The sequence below is a fragment of the Nocardia sp. Marseille-Q1738 genome (genome assembly GCF_965283145.1).
Window position 1 is genome coordinate 264,459 of the sequence record NZ_CBDIMS010000006.1, and the last position, 16,660, is coordinate 281,118.

17 protein-coding genes are annotated in these 16,660 nt (G+C 62.7%); 6 read left to right on the forward strand and 11 right to left on the reverse strand.

The genetic code is table 11. From position 1 onward, the window contains the following. Positions 1-103: 103 nt before the first annotated feature. A complete protein-coding gene (locus tag ACWPXK_RS22830) occupies positions 104-1,492 on the reverse strand; it encodes a tyrosine-type recombinase/integrase (protein WP_454198216.1) in 1,389 nt (462 codons plus the stop codon). Continuing rightward, a complete protein-coding gene (locus ACWPXK_RS22835; RefSeq protein ID WP_454198217.1) occupies positions 1,489-1,977 on the reverse strand; it encodes a helix-turn-helix domain-containing protein in 489 nt (162 codons plus the stop codon). Before ACWPXK_RS22835 ends, ACWPXK_RS22830 begins: the two co-directional genes overlap by 4 nt. Positions 1,978-2,069: 92 nt before the next feature. Here ACWPXK_RS22835 and ACWPXK_RS22840 point away from each other — a divergent pair, with 92 nt between their 5' ends. From ACWPXK_RS22840 to ACWPXK_RS22855, 4 genes are read left to right on the forward strand one after another with little or no spacing between them, the layout of a single operon-like run. After that, positions 2,070-2,276 carry a helix-turn-helix transcriptional regulator gene (locus ACWPXK_RS22840; RefSeq protein WP_454198218.1) on the forward strand — a complete coding sequence of 69 codons (207 nt, stop codon included), beginning with the start codon at positions 2,070-2,072 and terminating at the stop codon, positions 2,274-2,276. Further along, complete coding sequence (locus ACWPXK_RS22845) at positions 2,266-2,481, forward strand: DNA-binding protein (protein ID WP_454198219.1); 216 nt, start codon at positions 2,266-2,268, stop codon at positions 2,479-2,481. The genes ACWPXK_RS22840 and ACWPXK_RS22845 overlap by 11 nt, the downstream gene beginning before the upstream one ends. 29 nt (positions 2,482-2,510) lie before the next feature. After that, entirely contained in the window at positions 2,511-2,900 is a 390-nt protein-coding gene (locus tag ACWPXK_RS22850; protein ID WP_454198220.1) for a hypothetical protein, read from the forward strand. Further along, positions 2,897-5,194: an AAA family ATPase gene (locus tag ACWPXK_RS22855; protein WP_454198221.1), complete on the forward strand. Its 2,298-nt coding sequence runs from the start codon at positions 2,897-2,899 to the stop codon at positions 5,192-5,194. Before ACWPXK_RS22850 ends, ACWPXK_RS22855 begins: the two co-directional genes overlap by 4 nt. A gap of 208 nt (positions 5,195-5,402) precedes the next feature. Here the strand turns inward: ACWPXK_RS22855 and ACWPXK_RS22860 are convergent, their stop codons facing one another. The 7 genes from ACWPXK_RS22860 to ACWPXK_RS22890 form a co-directional block, all read right to left on the reverse strand. Beyond that, positions 5,403-6,113: an ESX secretion-associated protein EspG gene (locus tag ACWPXK_RS22860; protein WP_454198222.1), complete on the reverse strand. Its 711-nt coding sequence runs from the start codon at positions 6,111-6,113 to the stop codon at positions 5,403-5,405. Then, on the reverse strand, positions 6,110-7,471 hold the full coding sequence (locus ACWPXK_RS22865; RefSeq protein ID WP_454198223.1) for a hypothetical protein: 1,362 nt from the start codon (positions 7,469-7,471) through the stop codon (positions 6,110-6,112). The genes ACWPXK_RS22860 and ACWPXK_RS22865 overlap by 4 nt, the downstream gene beginning before the upstream one ends. Before the next feature lie 2 nt (positions 7,472-7,473). Beyond that, a complete protein-coding gene (locus tag ACWPXK_RS22870; RefSeq protein WP_454198224.1) occupies positions 7,474-8,100 on the reverse strand; it encodes a DUF3558 domain-containing protein in 627 nt (208 codons plus the stop codon). Further along, on the reverse strand, positions 8,097-8,465 hold the full coding sequence (locus tag ACWPXK_RS22875) for a hypothetical protein (protein ID WP_454198225.1): 369 nt from the start codon (positions 8,463-8,465) through the stop codon (positions 8,097-8,099). Before ACWPXK_RS22875 ends, ACWPXK_RS22870 begins: the two co-directional genes overlap by 4 nt. Positions 8,466-8,543: 78 nt before the next feature. Then, entirely contained in the window at positions 8,544-9,122 is a 579-nt protein-coding gene (locus tag ACWPXK_RS22880) for an LppA family lipoprotein (protein ID WP_454198226.1), read from the reverse strand. Positions 9,123-9,154: 32 nt separating this feature from the next. Further along, positions 9,155-10,912, reverse strand: coding sequence for an alpha/beta hydrolase (locus ACWPXK_RS22885; RefSeq protein WP_454198227.1), 1,758 nt, complete (start codon positions 10,910-10,912; stop codon positions 9,155-9,157). Continuing rightward, positions 10,909-11,226, reverse strand: coding sequence for a hypothetical protein (locus tag ACWPXK_RS22890; RefSeq protein ID WP_364332382.1), 318 nt, complete (start codon positions 11,224-11,226; stop codon positions 10,909-10,911). The genes ACWPXK_RS22885 and ACWPXK_RS22890 overlap by 4 nt, the downstream gene beginning before the upstream one ends. A 105-nt stretch (positions 11,227-11,331) precedes the next feature. Between ACWPXK_RS22890 and ACWPXK_RS22895 the strand changes: the two genes are divergently transcribed. Together ACWPXK_RS22895 and ACWPXK_RS22900 are read left to right on the forward strand one after the other, a co-directional pair. Next, entirely contained in the window at positions 11,332-11,805 is a 474-nt protein-coding gene (locus tag ACWPXK_RS22895) for a hypothetical protein (protein ID WP_364332385.1), read from the forward strand. A gap of 453 nt (positions 11,806-12,258) precedes the next feature. Then, positions 12,259-13,884, forward strand: a complete 1,626-nt coding sequence (locus ACWPXK_RS22900; RefSeq protein ID WP_454198228.1) for a GmrSD restriction endonuclease domain-containing protein — start codon at positions 12,259-12,261, stop codon at positions 13,882-13,884. On the opposite strand, the gene ACWPXK_RS22905 is transcribed toward ACWPXK_RS22900, so the two are convergent. Together ACWPXK_RS22905 and ACWPXK_RS22910 are read right to left on the reverse strand one after the other, a co-directional pair. Further along, positions 13,868-15,013: a hypothetical protein gene (locus ACWPXK_RS22905; protein ID WP_454198229.1), complete on the reverse strand. Its 1,146-nt coding sequence runs from the start codon at positions 15,011-15,013 to the stop codon at positions 13,868-13,870. The two genes, ACWPXK_RS22900 and ACWPXK_RS22905, sit on opposite strands and share 17 nt — an antisense overlap. Further along, complete coding sequence (locus tag ACWPXK_RS22910) at positions 15,010-16,593, reverse strand: class I SAM-dependent DNA methyltransferase (protein WP_364335418.1); 1,584 nt, start codon at positions 16,591-16,593, stop codon at positions 15,010-15,012. Before ACWPXK_RS22910 ends, ACWPXK_RS22905 begins: the two co-directional genes overlap by 4 nt. Between the last annotated feature and the right edge of the window lie 67 nt (positions 16,594-16,660).

Sequence of the window (16,660 nt, forward strand, 5' to 3'; positions counted from 1 at the left end):
TTACGGACTGGCAGGTCATTGCCCCGTTTCGTCCACGCCATCGCCACGTGCGATTCTCGGGGCAGGCGTGATCTTGCCCACAGCTTGCCAACGAGTAGGCGAACTAGGTTCCCGTCGTCGCGCCGCCTTCGCCGAAGAGGGTCCCGCCCGCCGCTTCCAGTGCTTCGTCATAGACGTGGCCGTAGACCCGCAACAGCACCCCTGCGTCATGACCAAGCCACTTCGCGGCCGCGGAGACCGATGTCCCAGAGTCCAGCAGAATCGTGGCGGCAGTGTGCCGGGCATCGTGCAGCCGGATCACGGGGACGCCCGCCGTCTTGGCCTGGCGCTGGAATTCGTCGGTGTACCACTCAGGCCGGAGCGGCGTCCCATCCTCATGCACAGAGACCAGGCGATCGTCCGACCACGACTCCCCCAGCGCCAGCGCTTCAGTCTTCTGCGTGATCTTCAGCCGACCGAGCGCCGCGACGACATCGGCTGGCAATGGCAGGCTGCGCTTGCTGCGCCTCGACTTCGGGTCGCCCTCTTCTACGTCCTTACCGACGGCAACACGCCCGCGGCGGACGTTCAGCATGGGGCCCTCGATGCACGACCAGCGCAGGCCCATGATCTCCGAGCGGCGCAGCCCGCACAGGGAAAGAAGGAACAGGGCGTACAGGCGATGCTCGCGAACGCGCTCGCGGAACTGGCGGCACTGCTCACGGGTCCACGTTTGCATTTCCTTGTCGGCGACATCGGGGCGCTTGACCAAGCGGGCGACGTTGCGGGTGACCAGACCTTGGGCCATAGCATCGTCCAGCGCGGCGGTCAGATGTATCAGCATCGTGCTGACTGTGCGCTCCGATACCCCCCGCGGCTCAGCAGGCTGCACAATGTCCGGTGCGGCGATGTAGATCCCGCGCTTGGGCCGCTCCACACGACCGGAGGCGCGAAGGCGATCGAGATACCGACCGGACTTCTCGCCGAACCTCGCGGTGACTTCTGCGTACCGGACCCCCTCGGGGTGCTGGCGAACGAACGCCAGTACGGCCGTTGCCGCATCGTTGACCGGACGCTTACCGCCGCGGCCCTCGGTCAGCCGCCAGTTCACCAGGTCGTCGACATGCTTCTTGGTCAACTGCTGGAGCGGCAGGCTACCGAGCCGATCGACCACCGGCTTCAACGCGTTGCGGTAGCCCTCGACGGTCACCCGCCGGACATCGCGTCGCCCGTTCAACCATGTCGCGATGTGCTGGGCCACTGTCGTCTTCGTAGGCGCGACATAGGTACCGGCGGCGACCTCTGTTGAGATTCGGCGGAATTCGCGCCGCGCCTCCGTCTTGGTCGCGTAGGTGAACCGTTTCCGGTTGCGCTTGCCGTCCGGCCTCACGCCGATGTCGACCTGGAACCAGTAGGTAGCCTTGCCGTTCTCGGCGGTGTGCACGTTGATCGGCTCGGTGCGGCGTCCCGCCCTTGCCGTGTCGCCAGCGCGGCGGTTGCGGGCGGTGTTCATCGTGCGTTCTCCAGTTCCGATCGGAGCTTTTTCGCTCCTTTGACTAGGTCAGTCAACTCGGACAGGAGCTGGCTGAACGTGGTGAGGTGTGCGTCCAGGACGGTCTCGCCGGGAGTGGTGTGGTAAACGGCGACGACTTCGTGCTGCACGAGGTTGCCGTCAGCCAGGACATCAGAGAGCCCGTCGAGGACGGCACGCATCTTCGCCTGAACGTTGCGCACCCGATCGGCGTCGGTCTCGTACATCTCGCCGACCGTGAGGCCGAAAGCGCGCGCAAGTATCTCCGCTTCGTCCAATGTGATCGCTCTAGGTCGTTCGACATCGCGGAGTTCGATCTTGGCGATTGCGCTGGGATGGAGGTTCAACCCCAGTGCCGCCAGGCGTTCGGCGAGTTCTGCCTGTGTCCATCCCCGCGACAGCCGCTCGGCCCTGACGCGGCGACCGAAGCGCGCCTCGGCTCCCAATTCAACGCCTTCGTTTCCCATATTAGAAAACTATCACCTACAGAAGGTTGCGAAAAGGTTCAAGCAGTGGTTTCCTCGATAAGGAAGAGAAAACCTCATCGAGGAGGATGACTATGGACGAGCTGCTGACGACGGGCCGAGTGGAGACCGACTACAGCATCCCCGCCGGGACGCTTCGGTACTACCGACACAACAACACTGGCCCGGCATCGTTCCGGCTGGGGCGGCGCGTCGTCTATCGACGTTCCGCAGTAGAAGCGTGGATCGCGGCGCAGGAGGCCGCCTCGACACGCGGTGGGATGGTTCCGGATGGCGACTGAGAAAGACACGACTACCAGCGACGACGTGCTGCGTCGGATCACATCGCAGCCCACGGCGTCCATCGACGACACCAGCCGGGTGCTCGGAGTCAGCCGGTCAACCGGTTACGCGGCAGCCGGTGCGGGCGAATGGCCAGTCATCAGAGTTCGGGGGCGACTGCGGATTCCGAGCGCGTGGGTGCTGCGGCAACTCCAACTCGACTGAACGGGCGGCCTGGAGACACAGGAAATCACATGAGCGACAATAAAAATGGCCCCGGCGGACGGGAACCTCACCGGGGCACCGAAAATTACCACCAATCAGTCTACCGCCAGCAGCCAAGCCCCTGCCCGGACTGCTGTGCCGGGCCTGACGGCGGCCGCCACCTGACCCATGCGAGCACGTGCCCCGTCGGTGTGGGTGCCGACCGCGCGATGCAGGATGACCGGGAGTGGTTCGAGAAGCACCCTCTGGCCCGGCTCCGGCACCGGCCATTGACGCACGCCGAGAGCGTCGAGCTGGCCCACGCGCTGGGTGTGCCGGTGGCCGCCGCCGTAGGTGAAGTGACCGTGACGCAGGTCGCGCCTGGGCTGCGGGTGCGGATGTTCAATGGTTCTCGTCTCACGCGGGGGCGGGCCAAATGAACGCGGACATGATTGGTGAATACATACGCGAGTTGCTCGGCGATACAGCCGGATTCGCGTATCTGGCCTACGAGGACGACAACGGTCAACATCGTGAGACCCCGTTCCGGGTGCCCCGAAACCGGGATGTACTGATCGGCGAGATCGTGAGGACCGCGACGTTTTTCGGCAATGTCTGGCTGTGCCCGTACCCGATGCGCGATCAGCGGAGATGGAAGGGCAACGCGGCGCGCCGGATGCATGTGCACGCGGACGTCGACCAAGCGGTCGAACTCGAAGCCGTACGGGCGCTGAGGGGGTTCGCGGTGTGTTCGGGCACTCCCAGCCACCTGCATATCTATCTTCGGCTCACACGGGACGTCAGCGGGCCGCAACACCGTGCGCTCTGTGGAGGGCTCCGAGAACGGCTCGGCGGTGACGACAAGATCAACGACAATGACCTGCTCCGGCCGCCGGGCACGCTGAACCACAAGCACGATCCGCCCCTACCGGTCACATGGGCCATCCGACCCGACGATGACGCGGTGACGGCTTGGGAGCCCGAGGCACTAGCCGCCGAGCTGGGGGTGGAGCTGCCCGGCGACGACGTGCAGGATGCCGTACGTGCACGGGTGACTCCAGCGAAGCTGGCCACGTTGTCCTCAGAGTTTCTGACGAACGGCGAACCGAGTGCAGAGGTCGATGCCCGGCTTGCCGAGGCGCTCGGAGCTGGCTTGACCAAGGAGGCTGAGGGCAAGCACCGGCACGAGAAGACGCGGGACCATGTCCTCTCTCTAATAAGGCTCGGCGAGCAAGGGGAACCCGGTGTGAAAGTGGCGCTCGCGACGCTGGGGGCGGCTTATGCATCCACCACAGACCGGCACCCGCGCCATACCTCGGAATCGTTGCTCGCCGACTTCGATGCCCTGGTGACCGGTGCAGTGGAAATAGTGGCGGCCGACCGCGGCCCGACCGTTCTACCGGATGACGACATCGGCGACACCGACACGGGTGACACAACGAAGGTTGAGAAGGAACAGCCCGAGCAGGCGGTAACCGTCCGCTTGGCCGACGTGAAACCCGAACGCGTGGATTGGCTCTGGCAGGGCCGGATACCTCTCGGAAAGGTGGTTACCCTCGACGGCGACCCTGGATTGGGGAAGTCGACGTTGTCGCTCGCGTTCGCCGCGGTGGTGACGACAGGGGAAGTCTGGGCCGATGGTACGCGGTGCGACGACCCCGGCGACGTGGTGTTGCTTTCCGCGGAGGATGGGCTGGCCGACACGGTGCGCCCGAGATTGGATGCTGCGGGTGCCGACGTGACGAGGGTGCACGCGATCCAAGGCGTGCGGTTGCCGGATGGGACACTACGGCCTCCCACCCTCGGCGACATCGCGCACCTCGAGACGGTAGTCGCTGATACCGGTGCCCGGTTGCTCATCATCGACGTCTTGATGGCCTACCTTCCCCGAGGCGCGGACTCGCATAAGGATCAAGACATCAGAAGGGTATTGGCGAGGCTGTCCGAACTGGCCGACCGCACCGGCTGCACGGTGCTGCTGCTGCGCCACTTGAACAAGGCCAAGGGAGCAGACCCGTTGTACCGCGGCGGGGGGTCCATCGGAATTGTGGGTGCAGCCCGGGCGGGTCTGCTCGTAGCCCCGAACCCGGAAGATGAGACTTCGTGCGTGCTGGCGAGTGTGAAAAACAACCTCGCTCCAAAACCCCCCGCCCTGATTTATCGCCTGGTTGATTCCGGTGTCCTGGGCGCGGCGAAAGTGGTGTGGCTCGGGAATTCGGAACTCGACGCCAGGACCCTGCTGACCACCTCCGCCGAAGACAGTGACGGGGACGCTCTGACCGAGGCCATGCAATGGGTGTCGGATTACCTCGAGCAGCAGGGCGCGGCCCCATCGAAGGCGGTCAAGGCCGAGGCCAGGAAGGCAGGTATCGCCGAACGCACCGTCGAGCGCGCCGCGAAGAAACTGGGCGTCAGGGTCGAACCGAAGGGCTTCCCGCGGGTCACGTGGTGGTCGCTACCCTGTCGCGCCACCGTGCTCGATGACCGCCCGGAGACTCCAAACCTTGGCGCCACTGGCGCAACTGGGCCTGACCTGCATAAACACGTTGGCGCCACTGGCAGATGTTTCCAGTCGCGCCAAGCGGTGAGGGACGGCGCCACTGGACCGAATTCCACTCCGAACGCGAGAACTATCTGTTCGCGATGCGGATACGACAGTGTCCCGGAAGGGCACCTCATGCACTTCGATTGTGAACGCGAAGCCGAAGGCGAAACTCAACAGGCGATGCCATGAGAGGGGTTGCTGCAAAGTGCGACAACCAATTACCCACGGTTACGCGGCTGGCCACGGATCGACCCGATAGCTCAGCAGTCTTGTGAAAGGTTCAACTAGAGAGTGAATTTTCCCGATAGGCCGTCGTCGCGGACCTCCTCCGGCACACCGGCAACCCCCTCCCCCGCCGGGCGTCGTCGTGAGGATCTTGGTGTCTATAGCGGCGCGGTTACGCCTCCATCAGCTGAGTAAGGGATCGACAGAACTCATCAGCACTACATGGGTCGATGAGGAAGTCGCCGTGCTGGCGCGTGTATTTGTAGCGGCCGTCACCCTCGACATCGAACCAGCTCAGGTATCGGGGTGGAAGAGGGCGTGCCGCGCGGCGGTCACACAGGATCTCGACATGCCCAGAGCCGACGCGAGGTGCGGCAAGCAGGCTACGCATCCGGTCGAGATTTGACGACTCGTCGCGAACCAGCCCGACAACCGGGTGTGCCTCCTGGAGCCGGTCCCAGGTCGCGACCATGCTGGCATGTCGGCCCGCAGGCTGATTTCCAGAGACAGCGGCAAAGACCTTCGGCACCAGTCCTGGAGAGCCGACCTCGATAATCACGTTGCCGCCGACTGCAGGCTCCGGGCCGGGCCGCTGCACCATCGTGACACCGATGTTCGCGGTCACCGCACCGCAGGCGCGTAGCGGGTGTCTCCGGCTGCCGATCAGGATGAGCGACATGTCTGGGTCCGCGGCGGTCCGCAGCACCGGCAGCAGGTCAGGATCCTCGAGCACCGGAAGTCGTCGCCGCAGTTCGCGTTCGATCTCCTCCCATTCGTCGCGCCACGCCACCGACGGCCGCAGGCTCAGCGGGACGGGGTTGCGGTCGGCACCCAATTGTTGCCACGCATACAGGAATTCGTCAGGGCTGAACTCCCACCTCATCGACTGCGCTCACCCTGGTCTGGTCGAGATTGGTCGCGAGCGTCGGTCCAGTCATCGGACGGTGGTGCTGCGTCCGCGCCGAACACTGGCGGGGTAGTTGGCATGCGCTCACCGACGAGGTCGATCTTGTTCCGCTCATGGACCAACAGCTCCCGGCGGCCCTGGTGCTCCTTGTCGTCGTCCGTGGACTTCCCCCGCGCACCGGGTGGCATCATCCCCGGCATTCCCGCCGAAGCGGTGGGCCGTGCCGCAACGCCACCGGGCACACCGGACGGGTTGCCAGCTCCGGGTGTCCCGGCAGGACTCCGGACGCTATGCCCCGGACCCCCAGGGCTCGCTGAGGTGCCCGGACCGGGCGAACCCGGGATTCTGGAGCTTGGTTGTCCGGGGGCACTCCCCGGAGCAGCTCCCGTCGGCGTGGTATTGCCGGGACCGACACCGGCGGGCGTGGTCGATGCTGGCGTACCAGTGGTCTGCGGACTGCTTCCCTGGCTCCCAGGCGAATCCGCGGCCGTAGCGGCCGGTGAGACGCCAGCTGCCTCGGTTCCCGGCTGTCCCTGGGTGTCAGGCCCGCCAGGCGCGGTCGGTTCACTGGAGCCACTGCCGACCTGCTCGTTGCCGTTGGCGAAGCCTGCTGTCGAGCCCAGGCCGTTGGAGACCGGCAACCCAGGGCCGTCCGCTGGTGAACTCGGGGCGACGAAGGTCGGGACTCCTTGTCCGGCAGGCTCGTATGTTGGCACGTAGTAATTCCGCATCGCCCAGATGGCGGTCTGATGCGCTTCCTGCTCAATCGCCTGCTGAGCGACCGCCTGCGCGGGACTTTCCGCACCCGCAAGCGCGGGAATCGGCGCCGACGGGGGGACTGGCGGAATTTGCGCCTTCACCACCTCCGCCCCAAAAGCGGAAGCCTCGATCCTCTGGTACACCCCTTGGACGATGTCCTGGATATCGCCCAACTCGTTCAGGAAACGCTGCGTCGCGGCCTGCACTGCGTCCGCTGAGGCCCCCTCCCAGCCTTGTGCGATGCTCGTACGCAACTTCCCGTTGAGACCCATCATGTTGGCCAGGAAGGCGTCACCGATCTTCTTCCACGCCTGCGCCGACGAATGCATGACACCAGGCTGCATCGCCTGCGCCTTCTCGTAGATCTCCTGATGCGACAGTCCAGCGAACTCCTCCATCCGCTGGATGTAGGCAGGGTCCCGGCCTCCATGACCAACCAGACGGTCCGCACCCTCGGCACCACGCTGCATCGTTTGTGACGCATCACGTTTCGGCGCCACCTTCGAATCAAGATCCGGTATACCCGGCAGGACGGGGAACGGGGACCCAGACGGGTTCGACTCGTCGTTGCCCACGATCAGTTATCCTTGCCGATGGAAGGTTCAAGGGCTGTCGCGGCTCCTACTATGCCGTCGCAGGGCTTGAGGCCCTTAACGCGGCCTGGGGTGCTAACGAAGAAGGAAAGACCGAGATACCCCGCCTTTGTTCGCATGTCGAGTGAGCACTCGTCGAGATTAGTCTTCTGCGTGATAACGGCTTCACGACCATTGATGGTCACCGACTGCGTCTTCCCTGCATACTTGCTCTTTACCTCTTCGAGCGCGACATTCCCGGAATCGAGTTGCAGGGTCCTGTCCAAAGTCCTGAAATCGCATGTGAGGAAGGTATATTCACCGACAATGTCATTGCCGCGCTTCCGTGTGGCCGGGTCGAACCCGAGTCGAGCAATCACGTCATCTTCGATCCACGTGCAAGGATCCACTACAACCATGGGGCGTCCACCGGCTTTCGTGAATTCGTTGTCCTGCGAAGGCGGTTGCAGCTTGGATGCCGTCAAGGTTGGCCTGCTGAGAGTTGTCGTCGCCGTGGCTGGCTCAGATGCCGACGTCTCCGATGCCGGGGTGCCGTCGTTCGAACACGCCCCCAGCGCTCCGATAGTCAGAGCGAGCACCGCTGTCTTATGACCGATGGCACCCCATTTCATTGCGTGACCTCCCTGGTTGCGGTGCTGATCGCGGCTGCGTTGGCAGCGTCCGCCTCGTCGAGCAATCCAGCTGCGCGGAGGATTGCCGCTTTCATGCGAAGCGCACTTTGTTCTGCAGCTATCAGGGCTTCTGCCCCCTGAACAGCCTTGCCCTCGAACCCAGACTGCAATTGCTGCGCTGAGTCGAATCCGCCAAATCCATCGAGCTTCTGGAGTCGTCCCATCTCCTCTTGGCGAAGGCGCATCATCTCCGCGAACCAGTCGAAGTGGGCCGCACATTCACGCGCGGCACCTGGCTCGAGGCGGAACTGCCCGGCTACCGCTGCCTGCCACAGTTCGGCCGCCGAGGTGTATCCGATGTCCATCACTGACCTTCCTGCTACAGCGTGCGGTTACCTAGTTGGACGTGCCGCGCGGCCAAACGGTTCCACCTGCCACGAATATCACCGAGTCGACGGGATAGTCGAGCCGAACTTGTCCTGCGGCAGGTGGCATCCGACGGTTCCGGAGATGATGGTGACACGGTCGCTGCCGATCCATATCGTCGTGCCAGTATCGGGGTTGTAGAAGTTCGCCCCACGCCCCACCTCGGCGCTTGGTTCCTCAGTTGCCTGCCGCTGCTGGATGGCACCAAGAGTGGCGACCAGCGCACGTACGCGTTCGACATACATTTGCCAGACGTCGTCGGGTATTCGTGTGTCCGAGTACAGATTTTGAAGTCGCACGGTACGGCCCTCTGTCTGGTCGAATGGCCGCGGACAGCTGGCGACCTCTCGGTCGCGGTTCGGGCCCAGCCGGATTCCTGGCACAAGTTCGCCGGCCACGGTGCCGATCTGTTCCATGATCGTCCGCACCTGGCGTTCGGCTTCCTCGAGGCTGGGTCGATCAAGCAGCTGCTGCGTAGCCTGCCGAGTTTCCTCGTCTGTCGTCCGTGGGTGCGGATCATCGGCTGCCTCGTAGACCACGACCGTCAGCACGACGGCCCCAATAATCGACAAGGCGATGCTCGCGATGATGATCACGACGGTGAGGCTGATCCGTTGGAATCGGGTTCTCATCGCATTGCATTCTCGGGTAGTCCTGCCACGATTGCGGCGAGGTTGTATCCGGAGCGGTGCAGGTTACCGGTGCTGGGGTCGGTACGCGGGTATTCGGCATGTCCCGATGCCCCCGTGTAAGTCCGACCATCCACGGTGATCGGATCGGTGCTGAGAGGGGTGATCCAATCAATTTGGTTGGGGCTGCGACCGAAGCTGCTGAAGTTCGCCACCGGGTCATCGTGCTCGGTCATCTGGTACACGTGGTGGCTCTGCAACCCTAGATCAGCTGGCGAGTCGACTACGTCGTTCACACCCGACATCGCGATCAACCCGGGAAGTGCGGGGATGGGGGCTGCCGGAATATGTCCGCCGAGGCCCGGTGACCCGTAGAACACGACGTCGTCGACCGCCCGGCCGTTCTCTTGGAGCGCCAAACTGGTTGTCAGTGACCCGTACGAGTGGCCCAAAGCCGTGATGTGCGGATCATTTTGTGTGCTCGCGACATCGAGGCCCTCGTAGAACTTGGCCAGCACCGGTGCTGCTTCCTGCGCACGGTCCGGAGATGCAACGTTGACGATATCGAGGTCGTTGTATGTCTTCTGCGGTGGGTCGTAGCCGATCCACGCGATTGTGGAAACGGTCTCGTTCGGTCGTCCCGCCTGTGACAGTTGTGACTCGGATTCCTTCTTGAGTTGCTCTGCTTCGTTGACCATGCTGCCCAGCGATTCACGCACGTTCGTGCCGAGGCCCGGAGTGGTTACCGACACGTGGTCGGCGCTATCCGGGTCACCGACTGCGACGGCGGCCCGCACCTGCCGACCGGATTGCGTATCGAGCACCATCAGCTGCCGAGGCGGTTTGCCATCATGGTTCATGATCGCCTTCTCCACGGCCAGAAGGTCGTCTCGGCGCTTCTTGGAGTCTTCGAGCTGTTGCTGCGCATATGCCGATGTAGGGCTGGCCTTCACCAGTGCCTCGTTGACCGCAATTTCCTGATCGAGCCGTGCCTTTTCGATCGGAATCAGATTTCGGTTGGCCTGATCTCGCACGCTGGCGGGCAAGCCATCGAGATTACCCACGGACGCGGGCTGCGTGTTGATCATCGACGCCTGTTCCTGGGGTGTCAGTGAATCCCACCACGCGCGATTCTCCTGTGGTGTGCCGTTCTTCGGTGCCGGCTTCGGCTGCGACGTCGGCGTGGTCGCGTTGCCGAAGGAATCCGCGGCTGGTAGGTCGGCGAAGGCGGTGTTGATGGCCCTTTCCGCCTGGCTATCCACGTCGGCAGCGTGGTTCAGCGCCTGCTTGACGAATGCGGTCTGCTGGTCGGAGGATGTCCGAAGCGCCGCCATAGCGGTGACGTACCTGTTCGCATCACCGTTGACGGATGCGTAAACGGCGTGCTTGGTCGACTCCCTGATCGTGCAGGTGCCATCAGGAGCGACATCCAGCCCCTTCGCCTCGGCAGCGGCCTTGGTCTGCTGCACCAGGGACTTGGCTGCAGTGAAGTTCAAGCTCGCGATCTTGGCAGCATCACGGCCTTTCTCCAACGCCTCCAAAGCTTTCCGGGCCTTGTCGTAGACCTGCCGAAACCGATCGCGCATCGCGTCGCCAGCCCGGCCCTGGAATGTCTCGTGAGAGCCGTCGACAGAGCGGTTTTGGACATCGAGGTTGGTACGCAGTTCGTTCGCCTGCCGATCCCAGTCGCCTGCTTGGGCGATGAATGCTTCGGGACGCCAACTCAATACCTGCGGCACGGTCAGGTGCTGGCTCATCGCACACCCTCGGTGGCCGCACCGATTCCGGTGGCGGTGGACTGATCACGCTGCTGATAAGTCACAATCGCACCGACGACGGTGCCGCCCATCTCCATCATCGCGGTGGCTACTGCGCCCATCGCTTGGTCCGCTCGACGGCTCGCAGCGTGGTAGGCGTTGGGCGCGTTGGCACCTGGGAAACCGTCGACCATCCCGTCGGCGAGAGCACCACCCCGGCCGACCACGCGGACCTGTTCACCGGCAGTTCCGAGCCCATCGGCAAGCGCTCGGGTGGCGGGGATGTCGAGATACAGAATGTCTTGTGCCCCCAAGTTTTCCCCCTCGGTTCGCTTGGCCACCCTCCGGCCCGCTGGTTTCCCGGTCCCCGGTCACTATAAGCTTCGGCGGCAGGAATCAGGAAACGGGGAGGACTTCTCATGTCGGATATCGACCCGCTCACCAGCAACATCGAACAGCTGGAAACCTCCCTCGCCCAGCCCGCCACGGCGTCCATGGCCGGTGATGTCGCAGCCGTGGAAGTCGGTCCGGATGGAAGCCTACGCGCGATCCGGCTCACCGATGTCGGCCGTCGACTCGACCCCGACACCCTTGTCGAGGCTATCGTTCGCCTGCACGCCACCGCGCTCGCCAATGCGCGCAAGTCCGTTGCCGCGGCGATAGCGCAGATCGAGAACGATCCCCGCCTGCGCGCACAGCACGAGCGTGCCGTTGACGCGCTCAGCCAGCCGTTGCCTCGCGAAGTTTCTCCAGCCGCGCCATCGTGGTCGCAGCCGCGAACTCCTTCCTGGCCAGCTCCGCAGCAGTCCAGGCCGCAGCAGCGACGCGAACCGACGCCGGAGGAGGACGAAGAGATGGACCGCTACTACCAACGCAAGAGCTGGCTCGAATAGTGAGCGGAATGTCGTGCATCCCGCGCCTGACCCTAGACCCACCGATGCTCTTGTGAGTGATTTCGGGTACGGGCTGGTCTACCGTCATTTGCACTGTTTGTCCTGGTCAGCCCCGCTCATCGTCTCGACGGGCCTTCAGTCTGGTCCGGGACAACACAACCGATTGACCGCCGACCGCCACGCTCAGGATGGGTAGGACAAGGGACGGGGCCCCGGTTCTGCTAGTGACATGACATTCCTCAGGGGGTGTCACGACCGCGAGATGTTGCGGCAGTGCATACCCCTCGGTCACCGCGTCCGCCCATAGGAGACGACCCGCTCTGCGTATAGCGGCCACCAACGTTCAGCTCGTTTCCTGGGTTACGTCTAGCAGCATCCCGCGCCGCCGAGGCGTTGTCGGACCTCGCTGCTAGGGTCGCATGGGCATGGCGGCTCCCGTCGAAAGGACCAGTAATGACAGGCGGTTTGGCGTCGGTGCGGGCGTTGCACACTGGGACCGAGAGCTTGATCGATCTCGCGCGTCGGATCAAGAGTGGTGACATCCTGTTGCCCAAGTTCCAGCGGGAGTTCGTGTGGAACCGCAAACAAGTTCTGGAACTACTGGATTCCGTCGCGCGTGACTATCCGATCGGTAGCGTACTGCTGTGGCAGAGCCGTGAAGAGTTGGCCAGCGACCGGGCGATCGCCAACCTGGAGGTGGCCGATCCGCGGGAGGACTACCCACGAAACTATCTGCTTGACGGGCAGCAGCGGTTGTCCACGATCTGCGGGGCGTTGTACTGGATGCCCGAAGGCGACCCGGACAGCTATTGGAACATCGTCTACGACCTCGCCGCCGAGGAATTCACTCACGCCTCCACGCTCGAGAACCCGCCAGTGCACCAAATCCCCGCGCGTCTACTGTCGGACGGGGCAGCCTTCTTCCGGTGTGCTGGTGCGAATCTCGAGGAGTATCGAGACCGGGCCGACAGGCTGTACAGGCGCTTCCAGGACTACAAGATCGCGGTCGCCACCATCAAGGACATGGATATCGATGAGGTGGCGCGAGTCTTCGAGCGGATCAACAGCACCGCGACCACGCTGACCATCGCTGACTTGATCCGCGCGGCGACCTGGACTCGGGACTTCGATTTGGCCGACCTACTCGAGGACGCCTCGCTCAGTCTCGCACCGAAGCGGTTCGATACAGTCGAGCCACCAACTCTTCTCCGCATCATCGCTGCGGCGGCGGAACACGGCTATGACCGTGAAGATATCGACAAGTTACGGCGCCACAGTTCGGCCGAACTTCGGGTCGTCATCAAGAAGGCGTCCGAGGGAGCCCGCCGCGCGGCAGACTTCCTCGCTACCGACCTCGGACTGCCCAGTGCAGCAGCACTGCCCTACCAGAACCAGTTCACCGTCCTCGCTGACCTGTTCCACCGTGTCGACAAACCGACCTCCTCTCAGATCACCGCGCTCGAACGCTGGTTCTGGCGTACCTCGTTCGCCGGCTACTTCAGCGGCTGGTCCGGACGGCAAATGATCGCAACCCGTGACGCGATCCGGGCATTCGCTGCGGGCGATATCGCCGAGCTTCCACCAGCGACTGGAATGCCCGGAGCCGACGCGTGGAAACGAACCCGATTCCGGCAAGGAGCAGCGTTCTCGAAGGCACATGCACTCCTGCTCGCACGCGAACGACCAGTGGATCTCCGCTCCGGACGACCGATCGACGTGGGCAAGGCATTGTCTTGGAGCAACGATAAGGAGTACCACCACTTCTTCCCGCAGGCGTATCTAAAGAAGCAAGGCTATGGCGATGCCGTCATCAACTCGGTTGCAAACATAATTATGCTCACCTCGATCACGAATATCCATATCTCGGACCAACGTCCATCCGAGTACCTCCAGGACTTGATTGACATGCACGGCGAGGCAACTATACGCGCGAACTGCGCGGCCAGCCTCGTTCCGCCTGCTGCGTTCGACGCTGCGCTAGTTAACGACTACGACACATTCCTCACAGAGAGGGCAGCATTGCTCTGCAAGCGCGCGCGGGACCTCACCGACACAACACGCTCTATAACCGACCCGTGAAAGCAGCGTCCAGTAGCGCTGTCCGCGTACTTTTCGCGTTGTCCGACTGAGATTGCTCTAGAGTGTGGATGCGTAGTTCCGTGAGATCAATCATGCGGACTACCTCGTTCTGCACTTCAACATCAGGAACAGGGATCGCGATGCGCTCGAAGTTACGAACCGAAAGTGTCTGGTTACGCTTCACTGTACCTGTGGAGGCGCTCGCGATACTCAGTCGTCCTTCATGTGTCCGGAAGTAGTAGTTTAGGTATGCGGGATTGACACGATTCTTTGGAACAAAGCTTAGGAACCGACTCGATCCTATACAACCCGCTTCCGCAGATTTCGACAGGGCTACAGCCCCTTCCCATGCCATAATGTTGCTAACAATCAACCGACCAGGGATTATCTTAAAATACTTTAGCTTGCTCAATTCATCCGGACGCACTGCAGGGCGGTGGAAGATACCCCTACCGAACGAACGAACGCCAATCTGTACGTACTCCTTTTTCTCCTGAAGGTCTACGGGCAATCGCTCAAACTCCACAAGGTCGCTCATCGTGCGATGCGTTTCCCCGCGTAGCTTATTAAATACGGACTGCAGGAACGCATCTCGTAGGTTTGAACTTCTCGCTTGGAGATCGGAGATCTGCTTCAGCTTCCCCATCACAGCGTCAAGCTTCGCGGCGATGCGGCGCTGCTCGGCGAGGTCCGGGAGGGGGGCTAGGGTTTCCTGCAGCTGCCTGGGGCTGACGCGCTCACGGCGCGATCCTATTCCCGTTGATTTCTGGGCAAGCCGTTCCCACAGCTGGCGCCAGGAGCAAAGGTAGTGGATATAGCGCGCGTCAGCTGCGGAGCTGTTGATCATGAATGTAGGGAATTCTGGCGACAGATATCGGCCTTCAAATTCCTCCTGAATGACCGCTATCGCACCCTCGAATGCCTTTAGTTTGCTTAGCACGACCGCCCCTGCATGAAGCCTGTGAAGGTAGCGGTATTGGGTCTGCACGCCCGCGATACTTTCCCGCTCAAATAGCCCACGCCCGAAGCTGTATACACCGGCAATCTTGTACGTATTGTCAGCTCTGACTTCGACGGCATCACAATGTAGCTGGAGCACTTCTCCGAGCGGGCGTTGTGGATAACTCATCGGCCGCCCTCCAATTCTGCCTGCAATTCTTCAAGCAATCCGAGGATCTGATGTTGCGTCTTTATCAGATCTGCGACGAGTTCGACTGGATCGTGATCAGCGAGGCTATCAGTGTTATGGGGGTTGCTCAGATCGAGGTTGTAGCCTCGTTCCTTGAGATCCTCAACGGGGACACACCATGCATGGGGCGTCTTCTCGCGGCCGGTCCGTTCGGCACCTCCCCACCATCGCCGACATTCCGCGAACTCGTCGAAGGACAGCGGTTTGCTCTTGGTGTAGGCGCGTCGTCCTTCTGGCAGTGGGAGCTCGTAGTACCAGGTCTCGGTGGTCGGAGTGCCCTTCTCGAAGAACAGCAGGTTCGCCGGAATGTCGGTGTAAGGGGCGAAGACACCTTGTTGGAGACGGACGACAGTGTGCAGGTTGCAATCGGCCAGCAGCCTCTCTTTGATCTTGACTGCCACGGCATCATTGCCAAAGAGCACGCCGTTCGGCAGGACTATGCCGCAGCGCCCTCCACGCTTGAGCTTGTCGATCACCGCATACAGGAACAGCCATGCAGTCTCCCGGCTCTGGAAGCCAGCATCGAACGCGTTGCTGACCGACTTTTCCTCCTCGCCACCAAAGGGCGGGTTGGTGAGAATGACATCGACCTTTGTCGCCGCGCCGACCTCCTTGCGCATCTGCACGAGGGCGTTGGCTCGAAGGACGTGTGGCTGGGGGACGTCATGCAGCAGCAGGTTCATGTTGCACAGCAGGTACGGTAGGGACTTCTTCTCGATGCCGCGCAGGTCCGCGTGCAGTTGATCGATCAGCTGGGAGTCCACGGCCTTGGGGGCCAGTTCGGTAAGCGCCTCGACGAGGAATCCGCCAGTGCCACAGGCTGGATCGAGGATGGACTCGCCGAGCTCAAGGAACAGCTGCTGCACCATGAACCGGATGACTGGTCGAGGGGTGTAAAACTCGCCGGAATCGCCTGCGGCGTCGCGCATCTCCCGCAGCATTCCCTCATACAGGGCCGCCATCGTGTGGATGTCCTCCTGCTGAGTGAAGTCGACCTTGTTGACTTGGTCAATCACTTCGCGCAGCAAGGCGCCATTGCGCATGCGGTTGCTGAGATCCTTGAACACCGCCGATATGACCAGTCGCGGGTCGAAGCCAGCCCTGTCGTCCTCGTCGATCTCCTTCTCCAGGTTGGCCAAATAGGGCAGCAACTCGGTGTTGACGAAGTCGATCAACTCCTGATTTGTCCGGCCACGAGGGTCCGCGGCCCAGCTCTGCCACCGGTACTCGGGCTTGATCGCGGGTGTGAATGCCTCTCCTTCAAGGACTTCTCGCTCGTCCTCCTTGGCATCCAGACACCGCAGGAACAATAACCAGGCCAACTGGGGAAGGCGGTCGAGATCGCCGTTGAGACCCTCGTCCGTGCGCATGATGTCGCGAGCAGACTTCACGATGGCCGCCAGACGAACGGGGGCCGGCTTCGGAGCCGCCTGCTTGCGGGGCGCACGGGCCCTCGGTTTGCGCTTGGGAGCCCGACTTGATTCAGCTACGAACAACGCGCCCTGATTGTCCTCTGTCATCCTCTCCCGGCTCCCACTATCCACTCACGCAGCACGCGGAAACGGCCCGCGCAGGCCACTACATTAC

Bases quoted from the DNA above. Each gene is read 5' to 3' on its own strand.
- ACWPXK_RS22845 (WP_454198219.1), top strand. From the start codon at position 2,266: ATGGCGACTGAGAAAGACACGACTACCAGCGACGACGTGCTGCGTCGG.
- ACWPXK_RS22895 (WP_364332385.1), top strand. From the start codon at position 11,332: ATGTCGGATATCGACCCGCTCACCAGCAACATCGAACAGCTGGAAACC.
- ACWPXK_RS22870 (WP_454198224.1), bottom strand. From the start codon at position 8,100: ATGAAATGGGGTGCCATCGGTCATAAGACAGCGGTGCTCGCTCTGACT.
- ACWPXK_RS22910 (WP_364335418.1), bottom strand. From the start codon at position 16,593: ATGACAGAGGACAATCAGGGCGCGTTGTTCGTAGCTGAATCAAGTCGG.
- ACWPXK_RS22840 (WP_454198218.1), top strand. From the start codon at position 2,070: ATGGACGAGCTGCTGACGACGGGCCGAGTGGAGACCGACTACAGCATC.
- ACWPXK_RS22900 (WP_454198228.1), top strand. From the start codon at position 12,259: ATGACAGGCGGTTTGGCGTCGGTGCGGGCGTTGCACACTGGGACCGAG.
- ACWPXK_RS22835 (WP_454198217.1), bottom strand. From the start codon at position 1,977: ATGGGAAACGAAGGCGTTGAATTGGGAGCCGAGGCGCGCTTCGGTCGC.
- ACWPXK_RS22875 (WP_454198225.1), bottom strand. From the start codon at position 8,465: ATGGACATCGGATACACCTCGGCGGCCGAACTGTGGCAGGCAGCGGTA.
- ACWPXK_RS22850 (WP_454198220.1), top strand. From the start codon at position 2,511: ATGAGCGACAATAAAAATGGCCCCGGCGGACGGGAACCTCACCGGGGC.
- ACWPXK_RS22905 (WP_454198229.1), bottom strand. From the start codon at position 15,013: ATGAGTTATCCACAACGCCCGCTCGGAGAAGTGCTCCAGCTACATTGT.
- ACWPXK_RS22830 (WP_454198216.1), bottom strand. From the start codon at position 1,492: ATGAACACCGCCCGCAACCGCCGCGCTGGCGACACGGCAAGGGCGGGA.
- ACWPXK_RS22855 (WP_454198221.1), top strand. From the start codon at position 2,897: ATGAACGCGGACATGATTGGTGAATACATACGCGAGTTGCTCGGCGAT.
- ACWPXK_RS22885 (WP_454198227.1), bottom strand. From the start codon at position 10,912: ATGAGCCAGCACCTGACCGTGCCGCAGGTATTGAGTTGGCGTCCCGAA.
- ACWPXK_RS22860 (WP_454198222.1), bottom strand. From the start codon at position 6,113: ATGAGGTGGGAGTTCAGCCCTGACGAATTCCTGTATGCGTGGCAACAA.